The sequence below is a fragment of the Fructilactobacillus lindneri DSM 20690 = JCM 11027 genome, assembly GCF_002907375.1.
Classification (GTDB): domain Bacteria; phylum Bacillota; class Bacilli; order Lactobacillales; family Lactobacillaceae; genus Fructilactobacillus; species Fructilactobacillus lindneri.
The window spans coordinates 155,803-177,217 of the sequence record NZ_MIYK01000010.1 but is presented as its reverse complement, the minus strand read 5'-3'; the positions used below and the strand labels follow the sequence as shown (position 1 = coordinate 177,217).

At 34.6% G+C, this 21,415-nt stretch carries 19 protein-coding genes and 2 pseudogenes; 3 read left to right on the top strand and 18 right to left on the bottom strand.

Annotated elements, in window-relative coordinates; genetic code table 11:
* Positions 1-7: 7 nt before the first annotated feature.
* The 6 genes from fabG to BHU33_RS07520 form a co-directional block, all read right to left on the bottom strand.
* Positions 8-745 (bottom strand): 3-oxoacyl-ACP reductase FabG, encoded by a 738-nt coding sequence (fabG, locus tag BHU33_RS03740; protein WP_054645970.1) that lies wholly within the window; start codon positions 743-745, stop codon positions 8-10.
* A gap of 3 nt (positions 746-748) precedes the next feature.
* Entirely contained in the window at positions 749-1,663 is a 915-nt protein-coding gene (locus tag BHU33_RS03735) for an ACP S-malonyltransferase (RefSeq protein ID WP_054645971.1), read from the bottom strand.
* Positions 1,664-1,682: 19 nt separating this feature from the next.
* A complete protein-coding gene (locus tag BHU33_RS03730) occupies positions 1,683-1,937 on the bottom strand; it encodes an acyl carrier protein (protein WP_054645972.1) in 255 nt (84 codons plus the stop codon).
* Positions 1,938-1,966: 29 nt separating this feature from the next.
* Positions 1,967-2,941: a beta-ketoacyl-ACP synthase III gene (locus tag BHU33_RS03725; RefSeq protein WP_056997714.1), complete on the bottom strand. Its 975-nt coding sequence runs from the start codon at positions 2,939-2,941 to the stop codon at positions 1,967-1,969.
* Positions 2,942-2,944: 3 nt separating this feature from the next.
* The gene (fabZ, locus tag BHU33_RS03720) at positions 2,945-3,388 is read right to left on the bottom strand and encodes a 3-hydroxyacyl-ACP dehydratase FabZ (RefSeq protein ID WP_054645974.1); all 444 of its coding nucleotides are present in this window, start codon (positions 3,386-3,388) and stop codon (positions 2,945-2,947) included.
* Positions 3,389-3,626: 238 nt separating this feature from the next.
* The gene (locus BHU33_RS07520; RefSeq protein ID WP_156405627.1) at positions 3,627-3,797 is read right to left on the bottom strand and encodes a hypothetical protein; all 171 of its coding nucleotides are present in this window, start codon (positions 3,795-3,797) and stop codon (positions 3,627-3,629) included.
* A gap of 222 nt (positions 3,798-4,019) precedes the next feature.
* On the opposite strand from BHU33_RS07520, the gene dld reads away from it, so the two are divergent.
* Entirely contained in the window at positions 4,020-5,708 is a 1,689-nt protein-coding gene (gene dld, locus BHU33_RS03715; RefSeq protein WP_054645975.1) for a D-lactate dehydrogenase, read from the top strand.
* A 191-nt stretch (positions 5,709-5,899) separates the two neighbouring features.
* A complete protein-coding gene (locus BHU33_RS03710; protein WP_065866175.1) occupies positions 5,900-6,892 on the top strand; it encodes a YczE/YyaS/YitT family protein in 993 nt (330 codons plus the stop codon).
* A gap of 47 nt (positions 6,893-6,939) precedes the next feature.
* Here the strand turns inward: BHU33_RS03710 and BHU33_RS03705 are convergent.
* Together BHU33_RS03705 and codA are read right to left on the bottom strand one after the other, a co-directional pair.
* Positions 6,940-8,325 (bottom strand): annotated as a pseudogene (locus BHU33_RS03705) (class II fumarate hydratase).
* Positions 8,326-8,360: 35 nt separating this feature from the next.
* Positions 8,361-9,574: pseudogene (gene codA, locus BHU33_RS03700) on the bottom strand (cytosine deaminase).
* 216 nt (positions 9,575-9,790) lie between these two features.
* Between codA and BHU33_RS03695 the strand changes: the two are divergent.
* On the top strand, positions 9,791-11,056 hold the full coding sequence (locus BHU33_RS03695; protein WP_054645976.1) for an adenylosuccinate synthase: 1,266 nt from the start codon (positions 9,791-9,793) through the stop codon (positions 11,054-11,056).
* Positions 11,057-11,108: 52 nt separating this feature from the next.
* Here the strand turns inward: BHU33_RS03695 and BHU33_RS03690 are convergent, their stop codons facing one another.
* The 10 genes from BHU33_RS03690 to BHU33_RS03645 form a co-directional block, all read right to left on the bottom strand.
* Positions 11,109-11,684, bottom strand: a complete 576-nt coding sequence (locus BHU33_RS03690; RefSeq protein ID WP_054645977.1) for a 4'-phosphopantetheinyl transferase family protein — start codon at positions 11,682-11,684, stop codon at positions 11,109-11,111.
* Positions 11,685-11,709: 25 nt separating this feature from the next.
* Positions 11,710-11,964: an acyl carrier protein gene (locus BHU33_RS03685; RefSeq protein ID WP_054645978.1), complete on the bottom strand. Its 255-nt coding sequence runs from the start codon at positions 11,962-11,964 to the stop codon at positions 11,710-11,712.
* Positions 11,965-12,090: 126 nt separating this feature from the next.
* Positions 12,091-12,915, bottom strand: coding sequence for a DUF975 family protein (locus tag BHU33_RS03680; protein WP_054645979.1), 825 nt, complete (start codon positions 12,913-12,915; stop codon positions 12,091-12,093).
* 117 nt (positions 12,916-13,032) lie between these two features.
* Complete coding sequence (locus BHU33_RS03675) at positions 13,033-13,917, bottom strand: aldo/keto reductase (RefSeq protein WP_054645980.1); 885 nt, start codon at positions 13,915-13,917, stop codon at positions 13,033-13,035.
* A 43-nt stretch (positions 13,918-13,960) separates the two neighbouring features.
* Positions 13,961-15,151 carry an AbrB/MazE/SpoVT family DNA-binding domain-containing protein gene (locus BHU33_RS03670; RefSeq protein WP_054645981.1) on the bottom strand — a complete coding sequence of 397 codons (1,191 nt, stop codon included), beginning with the start codon at positions 15,149-15,151 and terminating at the stop codon, positions 13,961-13,963.
* 151 nt (positions 15,152-15,302) lie between these two features.
* Positions 15,303-18,824: an SH3 domain-containing protein gene (locus BHU33_RS03665; protein ID WP_056997715.1), complete on the bottom strand. Its 3,522-nt coding sequence runs from the start codon at positions 18,822-18,824 to the stop codon at positions 15,303-15,305.
* Between the two features lie 162 nt (positions 18,825-18,986).
* Positions 18,987-19,616, bottom strand: a complete 630-nt coding sequence (pyrE, locus tag BHU33_RS03660) for an orotate phosphoribosyltransferase (RefSeq protein WP_054645984.1) — start codon at positions 19,614-19,616, stop codon at positions 18,987-18,989.
* A 16-nt stretch (positions 19,617-19,632) separates the two neighbouring features.
* Positions 19,633-20,349 (bottom strand): orotidine-5'-phosphate decarboxylase, encoded by a 717-nt coding sequence (gene pyrF / locus BHU33_RS03655; RefSeq protein WP_054645985.1) that lies wholly within the window; start codon positions 20,347-20,349, stop codon positions 19,633-19,635.
* A 155-nt stretch (positions 20,350-20,504) separates the two neighbouring features.
* Positions 20,505-20,756 carry a hypothetical protein gene (locus BHU33_RS03650; RefSeq protein ID WP_054645986.1) on the bottom strand — a complete coding sequence of 84 codons (252 nt, stop codon included), beginning with the start codon at positions 20,754-20,756 and terminating at the stop codon, positions 20,505-20,507.
* The gene (locus tag BHU33_RS03645) at positions 20,746-21,357 is read right to left on the bottom strand and encodes a hypothetical protein (RefSeq protein WP_054645987.1); all 612 of its coding nucleotides are present in this window, start codon (positions 21,355-21,357) and stop codon (positions 20,746-20,748) included. The genes BHU33_RS03650 and BHU33_RS03645 overlap by 11 nt, the downstream gene beginning before the upstream one ends.
* Positions 21,358-21,415 lie beyond the last annotated feature (58 nt).

Here is a 21,415-nt window from a genome sequence, read left to right as displayed (position 1 = left end):
CAGGACCTTACATTGTAAGGCCACCGTCTACTGTAATTACTTGCCCTGTGATGTAATCATTTTTAATCAAAAATTCAACTGTTTCAGCAATATTGTCAGGATTACCAAAACGATGTAATGGAATTTGTTCCGTCCATTGCTTGATAATTTTATCACTCAATTTATCAGTCATTGCGGTTTTAATCATTCCAGGAGCTATGGCATTGCAACGAACTCCACGTAATGAACCCTCTTGAGCTGTTGTTTTCGTCAAACCAATAATACCGGCTTTGCTGGCAGAGTAGTTTGCCTGTCCCATATTTCCATGAATTCCAGCAATACTTGACATGTTAATAATGACTCCAAAACGTTTTTTCTGCATTGCTTTCAAAGCATATTTAGACATGTTAAATGTCCCTACCAAATTGGTATTTAAAACGTCTTTGAAAGATGTTTCAGTCATCCGTGTCATTAATTTATCTTGTGTCATACCGGCATTGTTAACTAACACATCGATATGACCATATTCAGATACCAAATCATCAATCATGCGTTTGGCATCTTCTTCCTTTGAGACATCACCAGTCACAACTTCGACCGGATTGGCAAATGATGCTAATAAGGCTTCCTTTTCGTCATCTGCTAACTCACGATGTGAATTAATTACGACTTGATTAGAAGCATCTCTGGCAAGCCGTTGTGAAGTTGCTAATCCAATTCCTTTGGTTCCGCCAGTTACTAATACAATTTTTTTATCTTCTGTCATTCATTAATCCTCCGTTTTCAGCTCTTCTCGAACCTGCTGTAAAGACGCAACACTATCAATATGATAAGTTTTAATTCCTTGAAGGGTCTTTTTAGCAAACCGACTCAATGTTTCGCCCGGTCCAATCTCAATTAAGGTGTCAAAACCTTTTAATTTTCTTAATTCTTCTAAATCAGCACTAAAATGAGTTGGTTTAATCAATTGATCACGTAAAGTTGCTTTAACATTGGCAGCCGTAAACGGTTTAGTGGTGGTATTACTAATCACTGGAACCACCGGATTATTAAACTCAACTGTTTGTAATCTTTTAGCAAGCTGATCACTAGCCGGTTGCATCAGTGGAGTGTGCGAAGCAACTGCCACTTTTAAAGGTACAACGCGTTTGGCACCAGCAGCTTTTAATTCTTCACTAGCTGTTTTAACGCCTGATTTAGTGCCGCCAATAACTGTTTGAGCAGTTGTATTAAAATTAGCTGGATAAGCCCCTGTAACTTCATTACAAATCTCAATCACTTTTTGGGGATTAATTTTTAATACTGCAGCCATCGCACCTGGATTTTGTTGCCCAGCTTCGTCCATATAGTGAGAACGATCATGTACTAAAGAAATTCCTTGTGAAAAGTCTAAAGATTGACTAGCAGTTAAGGCGCTATATTCGCCCAAACTAAGTCCAATCATTCCCTGTGCCATTGGAAAATCATCAACAATCGTTTGGTAAATCCCATAACTCATTGCTAAAATTGCAACTTGTACGTTATTCGGATCGTCTATTACTGATAAATCGCTTAAATCAATATTTAAAACTTCTGAGGCAGTGTCAATTACTTGTTGGTATTTAGGCTCTGCTTGATATAAGTCAGATCCCATTCCTGGAAACTGACTTCCCTGACCGCTAAATAAATAACCTATTTTTGCCATTTATCCACCTCTAACCAGATTATTTTTCGTTAACTTTGTTTTGAACATATTCAACTAATTGTTGAACCGTTTCAATGCCTTCGTCGCTATCAACTTCGATATCATATTCATCTTCAAGTGCATCAATAATTTCAAAAATGTCTAAACTATCTAGATCCAAACCGTCTTTAAGATTGGTATCCATTTTAATATCATCAACGTTAACGTCATCAGTTTGATCAGCAACAATTTCCTTAATCTTATTTAAAATTTCAGTTTGGTTATTTTCAGTCATAATAATATCTCCTATAAATGTAGTGTAATTTAATATCTAATAATCATAGTCCCAACGGTTAATCCACCGCCAAAACCAGTTAAAGCCAGATAATCGCCGCGTTTGATTTTTCCTTTGTCTACTAGTTCGCTTAATAGTAACGGCTCGCTAGCCGCAGCGGTATTTCCATAATCGCTAATATTCAATGGAAACTTATCCATTGATAATGATAACTTTTTTGCCACCCGTTTCACAATTCTTTCATTAGCTTGATGCATTACAAAAAATTTAATTTGATCCGCTTGTAATCCTGCTTGATCAAGAGCCCTCTGAATCGAAGCTGGTGCTTTAGTGGTCGCAAAATTATAAACTAAATGTCCGTCCATTTTAAAATACTGGGACACTTGTTTTTCATTGCTTCCAAAGGGCGTGTCTTCTGGAAAATGTCCCGCTGTTAACGATGAACCTAATTGACCATAGGTTTTTAAATCTTCCGCTAAAATCTGCGAAGAACTTCCATCATTTTCAACTAGCATCCCCGCGGCTCCATCACCAAAAAGAACTGCCGTTGAACGATCATGCCAATCAACTAACTTGCTCAGTTTTTCTTCACCGATAATAATCCCTTTACCACCAGGATTCCCAGCTAGCAAAGCATTCAACACCGTTGACCCATAAACAAACCCAGAACAGGCAGCATTAATATCAAAGGCCATCGCATTTTGTGCGCCAATTATTCCCTGAATACTAGCAGCTGTGGATGGTGTTTGGTAATCAGAAGACATAGTAGCCACAATAATAAAATTTAATTCATCAGCATCTATCCCGGATTTTTCAAGCAATTGGTTGGCAACTTTGACACCCATCTCAGTATTACTTTCATTTACTGCAATATGTCGTTGTGAAATTCCGGTGCGCCGCTTGATCCATTCATCAGAAGTATCGAGTACTTTAGTTAAATCATCATTCGTAACAATTTTTTGCGGAACGGATTTAGCAACCGCTTTAATCGCAAAACTACCCATTTTTTATTTTCTTTCTTTTTCATCAACGATAAACGTTAATTTAGTTTCACAAGCTTTTTCATCACCAACATAAGCCACACATGAAACCAAACCAGCATGATCTCTAATTTTGTCCATTGTTACCTTAAATGTTAAAACATCACCTGGTTCAACCATTTTTCTAAACTTAGCATTCTTAATGCTGCCTAAGTATGCGGTTTTGTTTTCAAATTCTGGTGAACTCAAAATTAAGATAGATGCTACTTGAGCCATTGATTCAATAATCAAAACGCCAGGCATAACTGGATTTCCAGGAAAATGCCCTTGGAAATATTCTTCATTGATTGTGACATTTTTAGTAGCCACAATTGACTTGCCTGGTTCCATTTCGTCAACCCGGTCAATAAACAATATTGGGTAACGATTTGGAATTAAATCCATAATTTCTTTTGCATTCATTACAGCCATAGTATTCACTCCTATAAACAAATATTAGTTCATTTTTCTTCACCATTCATTTTCATAAAAAAACTGATTATTTTCAATTTGTTGTCAGAAACAAAGTACTAATTTAGTAATTCAAATGCCTAGTTGACAACTTTTAGCGATAATTAATCTAGTAGTTACAAATAAGATAATGAGTAACACTAATCTTATATAAATAGAAAAAACGAAGTCGGTTAAAGAACCGCTTCGCTCCTTCAAATTAATATTTTAATTTAATCTGCATAAAAGCAAAAATTTGTTTTTCGGTTAATTTCAAAGTACTGATTTTACCAAGATGAATTAACTCGTGGACATAATTCATTTTCTTTTCATGAGAACGCCACTTTTTAAGAGCTAAAATATCTTTTTGAGTTAACTGATTTAATTCCACAAAGAGCCTCCATTTAACTAACATTTTAATAGCAACTATTCAGCTAGTTAAAATTATAATATAAAAGACCTAACTATTCACTAATTAATTTCTTATTTTTTTAATATATTTTTTAAAATAAATAAATCGCGTCCTCTTTATTGAAAGCGTTTTCAAAAATGCTATAATAATCTTAATCATTAATCTATAGTTTCTCATTATATAGAAAAGAAGGTCACATTTATGTCAGTTGTAAAAGATTTAAAAAATATCGTTGGCGCAAACAATGTCATTACCTCAAAAGAAAGATCTGAACCATATCGTGAAGGATATCGATCTGGACACGGAAATGCTTTAGCAGTTGTTAGGCCTAAAACATTACTGGAACTATGGCAGATAATAAAAATTATTCATAAAAATAATTTGATCGTAATCATGCAAGCAGCTAATACTGGTCTAACTGAGGGATCAGTGCCAACTGCCAGCGGCTATGACCGCAACGTAATTGTGATTAACACCATGCGAATAAAAGGAATTCAATTAATTGACGATAATCAACAAGTTATTACATTTCCGGGAACTACCCTTCATGAATTAGAAGGTCGCTTAGACAAAGTTGATCGTGATCCTCATTCTGTAATTGGATCTTCTAATATTGGGGCAACTGTTATTGGAGGAATTAACAATAATTCAGGTGGTGCTTTAATTCAAAGGGGACCAGCTTACACAGAATTATCGCTTTACGCTCAAATCGATAAAAATAACGATTTACATTTAGTTAATCATTTAGGAATTGATTTAGGTAAGACTCCTGAAGAAATACTAACCAATTTAGAAAACCATAATTATTCAGATAAAGATATTAATTATGATAACAACCGAGTCGGACATAATCGTGATTATGAAAAACGAGTTAGGGATGTAAACGCAGATTCTCCAACCCGATATAATGCCGATCCGCAGGAATTATATGAAGTTTCAGGGTCAGCCGGTAAACTGGTAGCTTTTGCAGTTCGTTTAAATACTTATCCAAAACCCAAGGAGGAAAAAGTTTTTTACATTGGAACTAATGATCCTTCAGTACTAGAACATTTAAGAAGACATATTTTAACTGAATTTAAATATTTACCAGTTTCTGGAGAATATATGCATCGAGAAGCCTATGATTTAGCTAAAAAATATGGTAAAGATTCACTCATGGTAATTGATACTCTTGGTACTAAACCCTTACCATTTTTATTTCATACTCAAGCTGTTACCGAACGTATTTTGCATCACGTTCCCACTTTCAAACCTAATTTTACTGATCGAATGTTGCAAAATATCAGTAGAATCTTTCCTGATCAATTACCAAAACGAATGGAAAGATTTCGTAATCAATATGCCCATTATTTACAGTTAAAAGTAGCTGATCAAGGCATTAATGAAACACGTCAATATCTCAAAAAGTTTTTTCAAGATTCCAAAAATGAGGGAATCTATTTTGAATGTACCCCAAAAGAAGCTAAAGTTGCAGCTACTCATCGTTATGTAGCAGCCGCTGTTCCAATTCGTTATCAAAAAACGCATCCTAAAGATAATATTCAAATTCTGCCACTAGACATTGCCCTACCAAGAAATGAAACCAATTGGTTTGAAAAACTCCCCAAATCAATTGATGATCAAATTCAATATAAATTATATTATGGACACTTTTTAGACCACGTAATGCATCAAGACTATATTTTAAAAAAGGGCGTTGATGCACATAAATTAAAAACAGAAATGCTTAAAAATCTTGATAAGAGAGGTGCTCTTTATCCAGCCGAACATAATGTTGGACATTTATACCACGCTCCCGCTAGTCTCGTTAATCATTATAAAGAAAATGATCCTACCAATACTTTTAATCCTGGGATTGGAATGACTTCTACTAAAAAAGACTGGAAATAATTAACTTTCAAATTCAATTACAACGTAAAAGCACCTTCGATAATTTTTCCTAAACGAATAAATTAAAGTCGGAGATGTTTTTATTATGCATAAAATAATTAAAAACTGATATTAGTATAAAATAAATTTCGCTTTATATTATGATATAATATAAAGCATTGATGTAACTTTATCGAAAGGAATTATTAATTATGGATAAACAACAAAATGATACTGATAACCAGACAGCACAGCAACCACAAAATCTTTCGCTATTAGGTAAGACAGTTAACATTTCGTTACGAACACTGATGTCGTTTTTAGGAATTGCTATCCTATCAATGGGAGCAGCAGCTTTAAAAACTTCTCCTATTTTAGGACTTGATCCCTTTACAGCTGTTAACGTTGGAATGGCTGCTATTTTACATACGTCACTTGGTCTTTATCAATTAGCAGCCAACTTTGTAATTTTCGTTTTTATTTTCTTTTTAGACCGAAAAAAGATTGGGATTGGAACCATTATGAACATGGTACTGGTTGGATTTGAAATTCAATGGTTTTCTACAATCTACCATCAACTTTTCCCTGGAAAAGCAACTGCGATTGTTTTAATTGCCAATTTAATTATTGGATTACTTTTATTTACAGCCGGTAGTTCGCTTTATATGGCACCCGATTTAGGAGTTGCACCTTATGATGCAATTGCTCCAATTGCTTCCACTCGTTTACACTGTAAGTACAAAACTGCCCGGGTAGCTCAGGATATGTGTTTCTTAATCTTAGCAGTAATTGTTCATGGACCCGTTGGTATTGCTTCTATTGTGGTAGCTTTCTTTGATGGTCCTCTAATTTCATACTGGAACCGTACCATTAGTAATCCATTAATGGATTACATTAGTGAACTTAGTGATCACCCATCATTCAAAAATCTTGCTAGTGGAGTTACTAAGGCTACTAAACACGGATATCAATCGTTATCCAACGCTTATAATTCCACCTTGGATTTTCAAATGCATTTGGCTGGTTATACTAACAAAGAATTAATTAAACAAATTCAAGATACTGAACATAACATGCAAAGATCACAAAAAGAATACAATATGTATCGTACTCGTTATCGGATGTTAGTTGCTGAAATGGTTAAACGTGACAAACGTGGCCAACTCGATAAATCATCTGAAGACATCCATAATAATGATAAATAAATAATAAGCAAAAAATAAACTACCGAAGTAATTCGGTAGTTTATTTTTTAATTTTGTTGATTATTAGTCATTTTCAAAGGATCGACCCATTCATCAAATTCAGTACCAGTTAAGTAACCGGATTTAATCGCAGCAGTTCGTAAATCAGTTTTATTTTTTAACGCTTGTTGCGCAATTTTAGCCGAATTATGATAGCCAATGTGTGGCGATAAAGCCGTCACTGTCATTAATGATTCATCAACTAGTTTTTTTCATCTCCTGTTGATTTACTTTGATTCCACTAATCATTTTATCAGTATAATTTGGCAATAAACCTGTTAATAATTCGACTGATTCTAAAAAGGTACTAATAATTAGTGGCTTATAAACATTCATCTCAAAATTACCTTGGCTATTTGCAATCTCAATAGTGGTGTCATTTCCCATAATTTTAGCATCTGCCATTGTCATTGCCTCAGTTTGCGTTGGATTAACTTTTCCAGGCATGATCGAAGAACCAGGTTCATTAGCCGGAATCGTGATTTCACCATATCCAGCTCGCGGATCGCTAGCTAAAAAGCGGATATCATTTGAAATTTTCATTAAATCAGTCGCTAACGTTCGAATTGCTCCATGTGTGACCACTAGCGCAGAATGAGATGCTAATCCATAAAACTTATTTTCTACTTTAAAATCACAGTCATACTTTTCACTTAAAGCGGTTACCATTTCCTGATCAAAACCTGGGTGTGTATTCAATCCCGTCCCGACTGCGGTACCACCAATTGGAAGTTCTAAGAGTCCTTTAGCATTTAACTGAATAAACTCTAGATCATGTTTAATGGTACTAACCCATCCAGACATTTCTTGGCCAAAAGTAATCGGCGTTGCATCTTGGAGATGCGTTCTCCCAATTTTAACCACATCCCAATATTTCTTTTCTAATTTTTCTAATACCTGAATCAAATGATTTAACTCTGGGATTAACTGGTTAATGGCTTCAATTCCTGCAATGTTCATCGCCGTTGGAAATGTATCGTTTGAACTTTGCGATTCATTAACATCATCATTTGGAATAATCGTAATCTTATCGTTTATTTGATGTGCAACATGAGAAATTACTTCATTAACATTCATGTTAGTCTGCGTACCAGAACCCGTTTGATAAACATGTAAAGGAAAGTCTTTCATTAGTTGTGAAGTTGGCAAATCTAATAAATATTGAGCGGCTTTTTCAATTAATTTTGCTTTTGCTGGATCAAGTATTCCCTCTTCAGCATTCACATGTGCCGCACAGCTTTTAATGCTGATAAGCGCTCTAATTAATAATTCCGGTATCAATGACCAGTTGGAAAATTATGACGACTCCGTTCGGTTTGTGGACCCCACAAAGCCTTTTTAGGAACTTTCACTTCTCCCAGCGTATCGCTTTCAATTCGATAATCGTTTGTCATAGTGTGTCTCCTTTTCAAATAAGAAACTTAAATTATTACTTTAATTTTAAATGAGTTTCAGCCATTTCTGGATGGTTTTTAACTAGTACTTTTCCATCTTTAATGGAATATAACATTGTTTTACGTTCATTTAATTCATTATAGAAATTATCGGTATCAAACACCAAAAAACTAGCTGGTTTTCCCACTTCAATTCCGTATTTATCATTCACATGCAGCGTTTTAGCCCCATTAGCCCCAATCAGTTGATAAGAGTCTAAAATTTGATGATATCCCATTAATCCGCTTGCTAAAATACCAACATATAATACATCCAGCATGTTACCATTTCCCATTGGATACCACGGATCTTTCACATCATCTTCACCAAAGGAAACATTAACGTGGTTTTCTAATAATTCTTTTACTCGAGTTAAGCCGCGTCGTTTCGGATAAGTATCAAAGCGACCGCCTAAGTGCATGTTAACTAATGGATTAGCTACCATGTTAATCTGAGACATTTCTAGCAACCGCATTAATTTGTACGCATAGGCATCATTAACACTAGCTAACGACACGGTATGACTAGCAGTTACTTTATCTTTCATTCCTGATTCATATGCCAAGGTAGCCAAAACTTCTAAATTACGTGCATTTGGATCATCTATTTCATCACAATGAACATCGACTAATTTATTATATTTTTTTGCCAGATTCATTAAAAAAGTTAAAGAATCACGACCGTAATAATTGCATCCACACCCATTTTAGCTGCTTCTTCCATTAACTCTTTACCATTTGGAAAAGATAAAATTCCCTCTTGAGGAAAAGCAACTAACTGTAAATCAATAAAATCAGCAACTTCTGCTCGTACTTCTAGTAAAGCTTTTAGAGCTGTAAAAGTCGGATCAGTCACATCCACGTGACTTCTAACAAACTGAATTCCATGACTTGCCTGCTTTTTCAAAGTTTTAATGGCACGATTTTTAACATCTGCTTGCGTCAGCATTTGCTTTCTTTTAGACCAAATGTTAATTCCATCAAATAAAGTACCAGATTCATTCCATTCTGGTTCTCCAGCCGTCAATGTAGAATCTAAATGTACATGCGAATCAACAAATGGTGGAATAACCAATTTGCCATCCAAATCTAAGACATCATCGGCCTGTTTTTCATCAATATGTTCAGAAATTGCTTTGATTTTACCATCTGCAACTAAAATATCCTTTTTAGTTACATTATTTTCGATATGTACTTGTTTAATTAACAACATTTCATCCACCCATTTTTTGATTTTACTAGTCAATTAACTCTTATTTTACCGACCGTTCGGGTTTTTTGTCAATAAATCTAACATTAGAAACAGGTTAAAATACTAATTCTCAAAACACGAACTTTGTTTAAAATAAATTTACTTAAGTTCTTGATTTAAGTGCATAAGATTGTTAAACTTGCATGTGGTAAAAAAAATTAACGAGGTGCATATATGTCAGTAACAGTTGTAGTTGGTAGTCAATGGGGTGATGAAGGCAAAGGAAAAATTGTTGATTACCTCAGTAAAGATTCAGATGTAATTGCAAGATACCAAGGTGGCGATAATGCTGGTCATACTATTGTTTTCAATGACCACAAATTTAGTCTGCAGCTTTTACCTTCTGGTATTTTCTATTCTGATAAATTAGCAATAATCGGAAATGGTGTTGTTTTAAATCCCAAATCTTTATTTAAAGAAATGAAATATTTAAACGATAATGGGGTCACAACTGATAATCTTCGCATTTCTTCTCGAGCTCAAGTAATTATGCCATATCATATTTTATTAGATGAACTAAGTGAAAAAGATCGAACTAATAAAATTGGGACAACTAAAAAAGGAATCGGTCCCGCTTATATGGATAAAATTGCTCGAGTAGGAATTCGAGTTGCAGATTTAATTCATCCTGAGAGTTTGAAAAAAATTCTGTCAGAAACCTTAAGACAAAAAAACCAACTATTAACCAAGTTATATGGTGTAAAACCACTTGATTTTGAAACAATGTACGAAGAATATAAAAATTACGGTCAGCAAATGAAAAAATATGTCACTGATACTTCAATGATTATCAATGAGATGGCTGATAATAAAAACGTCTTATTTGAAGGCGCCCAAGGAATTATGCTAGATATTGATCATGGAACTTATCCATACGTTACTTCTTCTAATCCAGTTGCTGGCGGTGCTGCAGTTGGTGCTGGAATCGGACCGACTAAAATCACAGATGTAATCGGAGTTTGTAAAGCCTATACATCTCGAGTTGGTGAAGGTCCCTTCCCAACTGAGTTATTAAATGAAATTGGAAATCATATTCGTGATACTGCTCATGAATACGGAACGGTTACTAAACGTCCCCGTCGAATTGGGTGGCTTGATACAGTAGCTTTACGTCATGCTGCACGTGTTTCGGGATTAACCAGTTTGGCTATGAATTGTGTCGACGTATTAGATGAGCTTGATACTATCAAAGTTTGTACTGGATATGAACTAAACGGTAAAATTATTGATTACTATCCTGCTAATTTAGATGTCTTAGATCAATGTAAACCAATTTACCAAGAATTGCCTGGGTGGAAAGTAAGTACCACAGAATGTACAATTTTTGAACAACTTCCTCAAAATGCTCAAAACTACATTAAAACGGTAGAAAAATTAGTTAACGTTCCAATTGACTGGTATTCTGTTGGACCTGATCGCGAACAAACCCACAAAAGATAATTAAACGAAAAAGAGACTCTCAAATGAATTTTGAAAGTCTCTTTTAATTTGATTAAATTTTACTAGCCATCGTGCCAATGTATTGCGGATCAACACCTAAAAAATCAATTTTAAATTGCTGACCATCACGTTCTGCCACATCCATTCTTGGGACAGTAACAGCGATTGATTTGGGTTTCCCAGATAAACCTATCCCTAAATCTTTTAAAACTGCTTCTTTTATCGTCCAAAGCCGCAAAATTTGTTCTGACTTTCGTGGCTCTTTGAATTTATTAAGATAAGCAAGTTCACCAACAGTAAACGCATTACTCAATCGATCTAAAGAAAGTGGTTTGATTTTTTCTAAATCAATGCCTAATGGTTGATCCGAAATGGCAACCAAAACTAAATTATTAGAATGAGAAATATTAAAATAAATATTTTGATCTTTAAAATATGGTTTCCCATGTTTCCCAAAATCAATACCATCATTTTCAAGTACTTGTTCAATCGGTAACTCTAATAACTTAGCGAGTAGCATCTTCCCAACAATTGTCTGCTGTTTCTTAGGTTGATCTTCAATCCCACGTGCTTGATAATATGGCTGATATTGTAAATCAGTGAGTCTTCCACTCTTAAATTTAAGCAAGTGTGACTCCTCCAATCAAATAAAACTAATTTTCATCAATCTTTTGGGCAACAAAATCAACTAAATCTTGAACAGTTTGCATGTTTTCATCGCCATCGATTTCGATATCATATTTGTCTTCAAGAGCATCTACAATTTCAAAAATATCTAAACTATCTAATTCTAAGTTATCCTTAAAACTAGCATCTAAAGTTATTTTGTTAGGATCAATATCTGTTTGATCTTCCACAATTTCTTTGATTTCTGTTAAAATTTGTTCTTTGTTTGCTTTTTCAGCCATTTTTATCACTCCATAAATTAATAATCAATACAATACCAGTTAATTTTATCACATTATCAATAATCTTAACATTATAATCTTACTACTAAAATCAAAAAAACTTACCCATTAGGTAAGTTTTGAGGTTCATTTATTCAATGCTTCGAAAAATTTAACACTTGTCATACTGAACCATAATGTCAAAGAAACAAAAGCAACAAGTCCGATTACAAAGACAACTAAGCCTAAAATGGCTCCAACTGCTACTTTAATTCCAAAGGAAGTAATCATTAATACCAGCCAAATGACAATTGCGGATAACATTGCCAACACAATTGCAACCACTAGTTCAATTAACCATTCAATTACTAATAAACCAAGTAATTGCCATCTGTGTCCTTTCATTAACTTCCAAGTTTTTGGAAAAGCTTTGAAAATTCCATCGTCAGTTCCTTTGGTATCAGTAAAGTACGTAAAGAAAACAAAGTAAAGACTTAACGCAATGAAAAGATATGCTAATCCACCAATGATGGTAATCACAGCTGCTACAGCAATCATGGCATAATTCATTTCAGTAACTGCTGAGAAAAGAAAGCCCCCAGCTAGTAATCCAAAGAAAAAGATAAATAAAAAGCCGATCAGACCTACTAAGAATGAAATCACAATAATTCCAATCCAAGTTAAACCATCAAATGCCACAAAAGCACGCTTAAATTCAAACTTTCCGTCTTGATCACTCTTAAGCAAACCATATTGAAATGAAACTGTAAACAAAGTTCCCAAAATCAAAGTGACACAAGTTAAAAAAAGATAAAAACCAGGATTAGTCATAGAGAGAAATCCACTACCAGCTGAATTTAATAATCCTTCACCAAACAACGAAACAATTAAAACTGGTAGCCACATTCCTAAAATTACGCCAAAATGCTTTTTAACGCTTTCGTAGCCATCTTTTAACGCTTTCATTATCATAAAACATTCCTCCTTCTGCGATATAAACCATTCTTTTCAATTTTAACAAAAATTTAATCACTATTAAACTAAAAGAAAAAGCACTTCATAATTGAAGCACTCTTCATTTCATAAAAATTAGTTATCCCATTGATCAACAGCATCTACATTACCATCATGATTACCATTCCATTGAAAATCTCCATACCAGATTGAACGTTTATCAAGATTCAATCCATTAATTAAAGCAATATCATCATCAGATAGTTCGAAATCATAAACATCGGCATTTTCAATAATATATTGTTCATGAGTCGACTTAGGAATCGTAATAATACCACTTTGTAATTCCCAACGAATAATAACTTGAGCAGTTGATTTATTATATTTCTTGGCCAAGTTTTCAATTTGAGGATTAGTTAAAGCTTCACCATGACCAAGTGGAGACCAAGCCTCTAATTCAATATTATGTTTAGAACAAAATGCACGAATATCCGTTTCTTGTTCTAATGGATTAAATTCCATTTGATTTAAAACCGGTTTAATTGAAGCATGTTTCATCAAATCACGCAAACGGTTAATATCAAAGTTCGAAACCCCGATGGCACGAGCTTTACCTTCACGATAAATTTTTTCTAATGCACGCCAAGTTTCATTATATTTATCAGTAACAGGCCAGTGAATTAACACTAAGTCAACATAGTCTGTTTGGAGTCGTTTTAGTTGTCCTTCAAAAGCATCTAATGTTGATTGATAACCCTCATCACCATTAAAAATTTTAGTAGTTAAAAAGACATCCTCACGTTTTAGTCCATTTTCAGCTAAACCTTTGGTAAGTCCTTCGCCAACTCCTGCTTCATTCCCATACTGTTTAGCAGTATCAATTGCCTTGTATCCATGGGCTAAAGCCCAGCGAACAGATTGAGTAGCAGTAGCGTTATCGCTCTTCCAAACGCCAAGTCCAAAACGTGGCATATCTACACCATTATTTAATTTTACAGTTGATTTTACATTAAGACTCATAGTAACACCTCCAACTGTATTATAAATCTTGTGCCATTTAATTTCATTTGATTGGTTTATTAATTTTTACTTTTACAATAAATTGATGTGTTCCTTGATTAATCTCTTTTAAAATATACTGAAATAACATCATAATCCAGGAAAATGCTAAAGCCGAAGCAAAAATCTCATAAGCAGTCAAAGAGAAGTAATGAATGTTTTTAAATAACACGCTCGCTATAATAATCATTATCCCCATTAAGTTGGAAGCTCGCAAAAATCGACGAGAAATCCCTGGCCAAAGCCATTTAATACTAAAAATTAAAATAATAATATCAAAAGCCATTGCCCACGCAAAACGATCATGCCATACATGCATCCAAGGGATTTTACGATTATTAGCAATTAATCCAACTCCAAGTGCATCAAGCGCCATCAAGGTTAATAAAACTCGTAAGATAAAGGTTGGCACTTTAGGACGATGCAGCGGCTTAATCGATACAAAAAGATAATCAACCAACGCTACCATTAACAACGCTGCAAAAATAAAAGTTAAATTAAACTGCCAGCTATCAGTTGCCTTAGCAGTTCCCAAAAAACTAATGTTATGACGCCACCAATGTCGATTACTATTAGCAAGCATTGAAATAATCAACCCACCAATAATAGTTACTGCCAATAAATCTACCAATACTGTTGGTGTAATATTATCTGCAATATTAATCATAAAAGTATTAATAATTAAATCAAAAATTAAAAAAATCATTGTAGAAGTATAAATTCCAAAAGTAACTCCCATGAATACTCTTACAAATACCCAAAAAATACCTAGCAGGAAAATTAACAGAATCGCTGCAAAAGAAATAATAATTGTTGGAAAATTACGCCAATAAATATTCCGATAGGTAAGATTTACAGAACTTTTGCGAGCTTTAATTAAAAAAATTGTAAATAAAATAGTTCCGGAAATAAGACCTAGGACAATTGTAGCAGTAGCAATTGAATGGTTTCCAGTTAGTTTTATTGAACTTCTTTTTTCCAATGAAAAATAAATAAAAAAGATAATACTAGTCAAAATTGTTGGAACAATACTCCATAAACTAGAAAAATCCCAACTCATTGATTGAGCAGTATCAGCCTTTTCCAAAGATATGCCATCTTTTTCTACAATTAAATTCATTGGTTCATTGGGTTTTAAATTCAAATATTCAACTACTTTAGTTGGTATATCAATATGATAATCGGATTCTTTCATTCTAGATCCTTCCATCGAAAAGTTTATATTTCCATTATACCGATGTTTTATCCCTTGTTAAAATTATTTTCAAAAAAAGAATCCACTCAAATTGTCGCCAATTTAAGTAGATTCTCCCTTTTTCAATTAAAATATAATTTTTAATTTAATTTTAGTTTACACGACCGAAGTAAACACTACCACTGAAGTATGAAAGTAAGTCGTTATATACGACACCTCTGTTTTGGGCGTCTAACATTTTATCATTTCCAAGGTAGAATCCATCATGATAAATTCCTGAACCATCTTGGAAAAATACTAAATCGCCAGGTCGAGCTTGGGCTTTGCTAATACGAGTAGTTGCTCCATATTGACCAGCTGCATGTCTAGGCAAAGTCTTACCAGCTTTTTGATAAGCATAGTAAATCAATCCAGAACAATCAAAACCAGTTTGTGGATTACTTCCACCATAAACATACTTAGTCCCAGCTAATGAAGTAGCAATCTTAAGAGCTTGTTGTGAAACAGAACCATTAGAAACTGCTAATTCAGTTGTGGCAGGAATACTGTCCATTTGGGCAATCCAACGATCTTGTCCAGCATAATTATTGTAATGTAACCATGTGTATCCATCGGATTGTTGTGTTTTATCGTAAGCAATTGTGTCACCGGCATGTAATTGACCGGTTACATTATTACCAACATTAGCACTACTACGAACATTTTGGTCACCACTAAGTGTGTAATTTCCACCCTGGTTATTTACTGTAGCAGCGGGGGCTGGAGTTGCAGCAGGAGTAGCATTAATTTGAGCTACCCAGCGAGTTGCACCAGCATAGTTTGTGTAGTGTAACCATATGTATCCATCTGCTTCTTTAGTGCCATCATAGTTTACTGTATCACCAGCATGTAATTGACCGGTAACCCCAGCATTTAAACTAGCACCATCACGGACATTTTGGTCACCTGCAAGTGTGTATGAACCGCTATTGTTAGTTGTTGCTACAGGTGCTGCAGGAGCAGCAGTTGATGCTCCGATTTGTGCTACCCAGCGAGTTGCACCAGCATAGTTTGTGTAGTGTAACCATGTGTATCCATCTGCTTCTTTGGTTCCATCATAGTTTACTGTGTAACCTGGTTCTAATTGTCCAGTAATTCCAGCATTCAAGCTAGCGCCGTCACGAACATTTTGTGTTCCTGCAAGTGTGTATGAACCGCTATTATTAGTTGTTGCACCGTCATTATTATTTACTACAGGTGCAGTTGGTGTTTCTGGAGCTGGAGTTGCTGCAGGTGCAGTACTTCCCATATTAGCTACCCAACGATCAGCGCCTGCATAGTTGTTATAGTGCAACCATGTGTAACCGTCAGCATCTTTTGTTCCATCATAATTTACTGTGTAACCTGGTTCTAATTGTCCAGTAATTCCAGCATTTAAACTAGCATCATTACGAACATTTTGAGTATTTGGCAGTGTATATGAACCACTATTGTTAGTTGTTGCGCCGCCATTATTATTTGCTGCAGGGGCAGTTGGTGTCTCTGGAGCTGGAGTTGCAGGAACATCAGCATTTGCACCAATTTGTGCCGCATAACGTTCTGCACCAGAACCATCCTTAAAGCGCATCCAAGTGTAGCCGTTATTATCAGCTAATCCATCATAAGTAATTTTAGTACCAGTATTTTCCATACCAACTACAGATCCGGAAAGACTTGGAGCTGTTCTTACATTGGTATCAGTACTAAATGTCCAAGTACCATTGGCTGGAACAACATTAGTACTTCCATTATCAGGATTGTTTGCTCCTTGAGTTGGATTATCAAGATTTTGGTCATATTGACTCAAATTATTTGATCTAATCACACTAATTAATGTACTAGCATAAGTTGGTGATGTTGCATATCCATCACTTTGAAGCATTGAACATACTTGTGCATAATCACGGCTACCAATCAAGTTAGCATAACGTGAATTAACGGCTAAAAAACTACCATGATCAAGGATACTTTCAGTATAACTAGGATATGCTCTAAATTGATCATAAATAGTTACATAATGTCCATTAAGATATTCTTGTGTTTTTTGTGTAGTTGATTGTCCTTGGTAACTCCCCTTAATACCAAATAAGTTGTTACCGGGAGCAGATTGACCCCAAGCACTTTCAACGATAGCTTGTGCGATTGAAACACTTGGAAGTACACCATACTTTTTCCAAGTTTCGATTGCTCCGGCAGAAAGTGAACTAATAAAAGCCTGATGACTAGTATTTGCACTAGCAATTTGAGCTACCCAACGGTCTAAACCTTCGTAGTTTTGGTAATGAACCCATGTATACCCATCAGCATTTTTAGTTCCATCATAATTGATAGAATCGCCAGCATTTAATTGTCCAGTAATATTGTAATTAGTTCCTGCACCGTCACGAACATTTTGAGTCCCTGAAAGCGTATATGTACCGGAAGCGGGAGTCATACCAGCAGTATTACTGTTGTTTGCAACCAATACCATAAATGGACTTTGGCTCTTCAAACTTGCAAGTGCAGCTTGAGCTGATGCCATTGCAGCAGAATTATCTTCGTCTGATTCATCACCGAGACGATCAGTAATTTGATATTCATCATTATCATCTGCATTGTCATTACTTTGATCATCTGATTTTTGACTGTCGTCTGCTTTAGTAGCGTCAGCAGTCTTGTCAGTTGCTACATCATCTGCTTTAATGTCATCTACTGTTTGTTTGTCTGATGAAACCTTATCGCTATCGTCAGTCTTCGTATCTGTAGCTTTAACATCTGATTTTTGACTGTCATCTGCTTTAGTGTTATCAGCAGTCTTGTCAGTTGCTACATCATCGCTAGCTTTAGCTGCTTTAGTTTCAGCCGTTTGTTTGTCTGATGAAACTTTGTCGCTATCGTCAGCTTTGGTATCTGTAGCTTTAACATCTGATTTTTGACTGTCATCTGCTTTAGTGTTGTCAGCAGCCTTATCAGTTGCTACATCATCACTAACTTTAGCTGCTTTAGTTTCAGATGTTTGTTTGTCTGATGAAACTTTGTCGCTATCGTCAGCCTTTGCATCGGTAGTTTGAATTGCTGCTTTAGAAGCTGGATCAGTAGTTTGTGCTACTGGAGCAACATCTTGACTATCGTCAGTAGTTTTAACAGGTGCATCTGTCTTAGCAGGACTGTCAACAGATTGACTTGATTGGTCAGTTTGAACAGAGGCTGCCGATTGATTGGTTTCTGCTGGTTTAGCTGCATCAGCAATTTTATCTGCTGCACTATCACTAGTAACAGTCTTTGCTGCATCTGTGTTTACTTGATTATCGTCAGTCTTAACAGGAGCTGTTTGACTATCATTAGCTTTATTAGCGTCAGTAGTTTTTACTGCATCATCCTTTACAGCTGAAGCATCAGTTGCTTGATCTGCTGTATCTTGAATAGTATTAGTCTTAGGTGCATCTACAGTTTTATTGTCATTATTATTAGTTGTGGTACTAGCAACATTAGCTTGAACACTTGGTTGTGTTTCAGCATGGGTAGTATGTCCAACTGCAAATAATGAAGTTGAAGCAAATGTAATCCCCATTGCGATTTTAAGCCAGCCATGTTTTGACTTTGTCAATTTGGTTCTGGTTTTAGTTTCGCCAGTTGCTAGAGCCATTTTATTATGCGCTTTAGTAAACTTGTTCATATATTAAAATCCCCTTTTTATAGAATTATAGAAATTCAAAATTTAATCATTTTTTAAGTTTTAAACACCTTTATAATAGCACAAGATTGTTACATCTAGTTTACAAAATAGCAACATCTTGACAATTTTTCTTTTTACTTTAATAAATTGTCAAATGACAATCTATTTCCAAGCCCACGGATCTTGATGCCAATTACTTAAATAATCATATTTTTCTTGATTAATTACATCTGAATCTAATAATTCTTTGATTAATTTAGCATAAGTTAAAAGTGGTTCAAACTGCAATTCGGCTTGTTTAAAATTGTTATCCGCATCCCTAAATCCATAAGAAAAAATTGAAACAATTCCAGCAACATTAAATCCTTCTTTTTGGACCGCTTGAGCTGCTTGAATCACGCTACCACCAGTTGAAATCAAATCATCAATTAAAACTACTTTATCAGTTGAATTAATAATTCCCTCAATTTGTTTCCCAGTTCCGTGGTCCTTTGGCTTCGATCTGACATAGACCATTGGAAGCTCCAGATTATTTGCAACTAACGTTGCGTGAGGTATTCCAGCAGTGGCAACTCCACCAATCACGGTTGCATCTGGATACTTTTGTTTAATTAATTCTGTAAGCGCCTTAGCAATCATCGTCCGCAATTTTGGATATGAAACTGTCAAACGTAAATCAGTATAAATGGGTGACTTAATGCCACTAGCAAATTGAAAGTTTTGTTTAGAATTTAACTTGACGATTTGATTTTCAACTAATTGGTGTAAGATTTGACTTTCTATCTTATTCATTTTTTACTCCTTGATTTTATTTCAGTGTCCAACTCTTTAAGTAACGTTGATAAGTATGCTCTGGATCATTGCTCTGAGTAATCGGGCGTCCCACTACAATGGCAGAAGCTCCGTCTTTTCGAGCATCTTTTGGAGTAGCAACTCGATTCTGGTCACCGGCTGCATCCTGGTGCATTCGAATTCCTGGAACTACATATTCAAAATCAGTTCCCACACTTTTCACTAAATCCGATAACTCTAAAGCAGAAGTAATCACACCGTCGCAACCGGAATCTTTGGCTAATTTAGCTAAGGAAACGACCTGATTATTCATATCTAAACGACAATTTTGCTGCTCTTTTAAAACTTGTTCTGAAATTGAAGTTAATTCAGTGACACCTAATAAATGTGGTTTAGGCAAACCGGCACGCTTAGCTCCATCAGATAAACCTTTTTTAGCTGCCTGCAGCATTTGAAAACCACCCAAAGTATGTACGGTTACATAATCAACTCCTAATGCACCTAATTGTTCCATTGCTTTTTCAACAGTATGAGGAATATCAAATAATTTTAAATCCAAAAAAATATCACAGTCGGCTTGTTTGATGGTAGTTACCACAGCTGGTCCATAATGATAAAACAATTCCATTCCAATTTTGACAGTTAATTGATCTGTCTGCTCAAATTGAGCTAAAAATTGGCGCACTTGATCTAAATCAGGAAAATCTAATGCAATCATCAGCGGTTTTTCCATTATTACCTCCGTATATTAATTACTTATTAAAAAATGAACCATCCCCTGCTCTAGAGAATGATCCATTTCAATTAAATTCATATTTAATTCAATTTGGATTCTCTGAACCAATTAATTGTTAAAATTATAATATAAATTTATAATTTGTACAAACTTTATTGATTTAACGGGTTAGTATGCTTTGCTTTAAATTCTTGTTTTGCATTTTTAGCAACTTTTTTATACTTTTTAGTAAAATCTTTACTTGTCTTAGCAATTGCCTTGTTTTGCATAGTGATTTTTTGGGTAACTTGATTGTTTTGGTAGATTAAATAGCCATTCCCAACTGTTAAAATAACAATCAGAATAATTGGAATGGTAATAATTAAATTATTTTTTTTTAATATAATTTTAATTTTATCTAGCATGTCGATCACCTCTAAAACTTCTAATTAAGTGGAACCAAATCTTATCAGAATTCAAATCTTGATGATTCAAAGTAACCTTAAAGAGATAATGGTTGGTATGAAGATGATTCCCTCGTCTCTCATAATAAGTAACCGTGACATTGGAGTAATAATAATGTTCCTTTTGTGACATTTCATCACTATAGTTATAAATTTTAATGTCATGTAACCGTGTATAGTGATTTACTGAACCAATCAAGGCTTGCGCATCAGCTTTTGTCATATAATTTTTAGTCAATTTAGTAACGGCTGCTTCGTTCTTAGCAACCGTCGGATAATTACCAAAAATAATTTTCATACTATCAGTTAATGAATCATTGTTGGTTTTAGCAATTGTTTTCATATTTTGATAAGTTAAATTTTCTTGGTAGGTCACATCATTAGTGTTCATCCCATCGTATGAATCTTTTAACATACTATATTTAGTTTGTACATTACTCAATTTTTGCTGATTTTTATTTAAACTATATAAATTAAAACCAAATAGAATTAATAAACCTATCAACAACAAATTTATAAGTGCCGCAATAATCCATTTCCGATATTTCTTGTTTGTTTTCATGATAAAAGCATCCTTAACAATTTATTGTTATCAAGTATACAGCACTTTTTTCATTTAG

What these genes read in the sequence shown, in the direction of transcription:
- fabG (WP_054645970.1), bottom strand. Translation starts at nt 745, where the DNA reads ATGACAGAAGATAAAAAAATTGTATTAGTAACTGGCGGAACCAAAGGA.
- BHU33_RS03735 (WP_054645971.1), bottom strand. Translation starts at nt 1,663, where the DNA reads ATGGCAAAAATAGGTTATTTATTTAGCGGTCAGGGAAGTCAGTTTCCA.
- BHU33_RS03730 (WP_054645972.1), bottom strand. Translation starts at nt 1,937, where the DNA reads ATGACTGAAAATAACCAAACTGAAATTTTAAATAAGATTAAGGAAATT.
- BHU33_RS03725 (WP_056997714.1), bottom strand. Translation starts at nt 2,941, where the DNA reads ATGGGTAGTTTTGCGATTAAAGCGGTTGCTAAATCCGTTCCGCAAAAA.
- fabZ (WP_054645974.1), bottom strand. Translation starts at nt 3,388, where the DNA reads ATGGCTGTAATGAATGCAAAAGAAATTATGGATTTAATTCCAAATCGT.
- dld (WP_054645975.1), top strand. Translation starts at nt 4,020, where the DNA reads ATGTCAGTTGTAAAAGATTTAAAAAATATCGTTGGCGCAAACAATGTC.
- BHU33_RS03710 (WP_065866175.1), top strand. Translation starts at nt 5,900, where the DNA reads ATGGATAAACAACAAAATGATACTGATAACCAGACAGCACAGCAACCA.
- BHU33_RS03695 (WP_054645976.1), top strand. Translation starts at nt 9,791, where the DNA reads ATGTCAGTAACAGTTGTAGTTGGTAGTCAATGGGGTGATGAAGGCAAA.
- BHU33_RS03685 (WP_054645978.1), bottom strand. Translation starts at nt 11,964, where the DNA reads ATGGCTGAAAAAGCAAACAAAGAACAAATTTTAACAGAAATCAAAGAA.
- BHU33_RS03680 (WP_054645979.1), bottom strand. Translation starts at nt 12,915, where the DNA reads ATGATAATGAAAGCGTTAAAAGATGGCTACGAAAGCGTTAAAAAGCAT.
- BHU33_RS03675 (WP_054645980.1), bottom strand. Translation starts at nt 13,917, where the DNA reads ATGAGTCTTAATGTAAAATCAACTGTAAAATTAAATAATGGTGTAGAT.
- BHU33_RS03670 (WP_054645981.1), bottom strand. Translation starts at nt 15,151, where the DNA reads ATGAAAGAATCCGATTATCATATTGATATACCAACTAAAGTAGTTGAA.
- BHU33_RS03665 (WP_056997715.1), bottom strand. Translation starts at nt 18,824, where the DNA reads ATGAACAAGTTTACTAAAGCGCATAATAAAATGGCTCTAGCAACTGGC.
- pyrE (WP_054645984.1), bottom strand. Translation starts at nt 19,616, where the DNA reads ATGAATAAGATAGAAAGTCAAATCTTACACCAATTAGTTGAAAATCAA.
- pyrF (WP_054645985.1), bottom strand. Translation starts at nt 20,349, where the DNA reads ATGGAAAAACCGCTGATGATTGCATTAGATTTTCCTGATTTAGATCAA.
- BHU33_RS03650 (WP_054645986.1), bottom strand. Translation starts at nt 20,756, where the DNA reads ATGCTAGATAAAATTAAAATTATATTAAAAAAAAATAATTTAATTATT.
- BHU33_RS03645 (WP_054645987.1), bottom strand. Translation starts at nt 21,357, where the DNA reads ATGAAAACAAACAAGAAATATCGGAAATGGATTATTGCGGCACTTATA.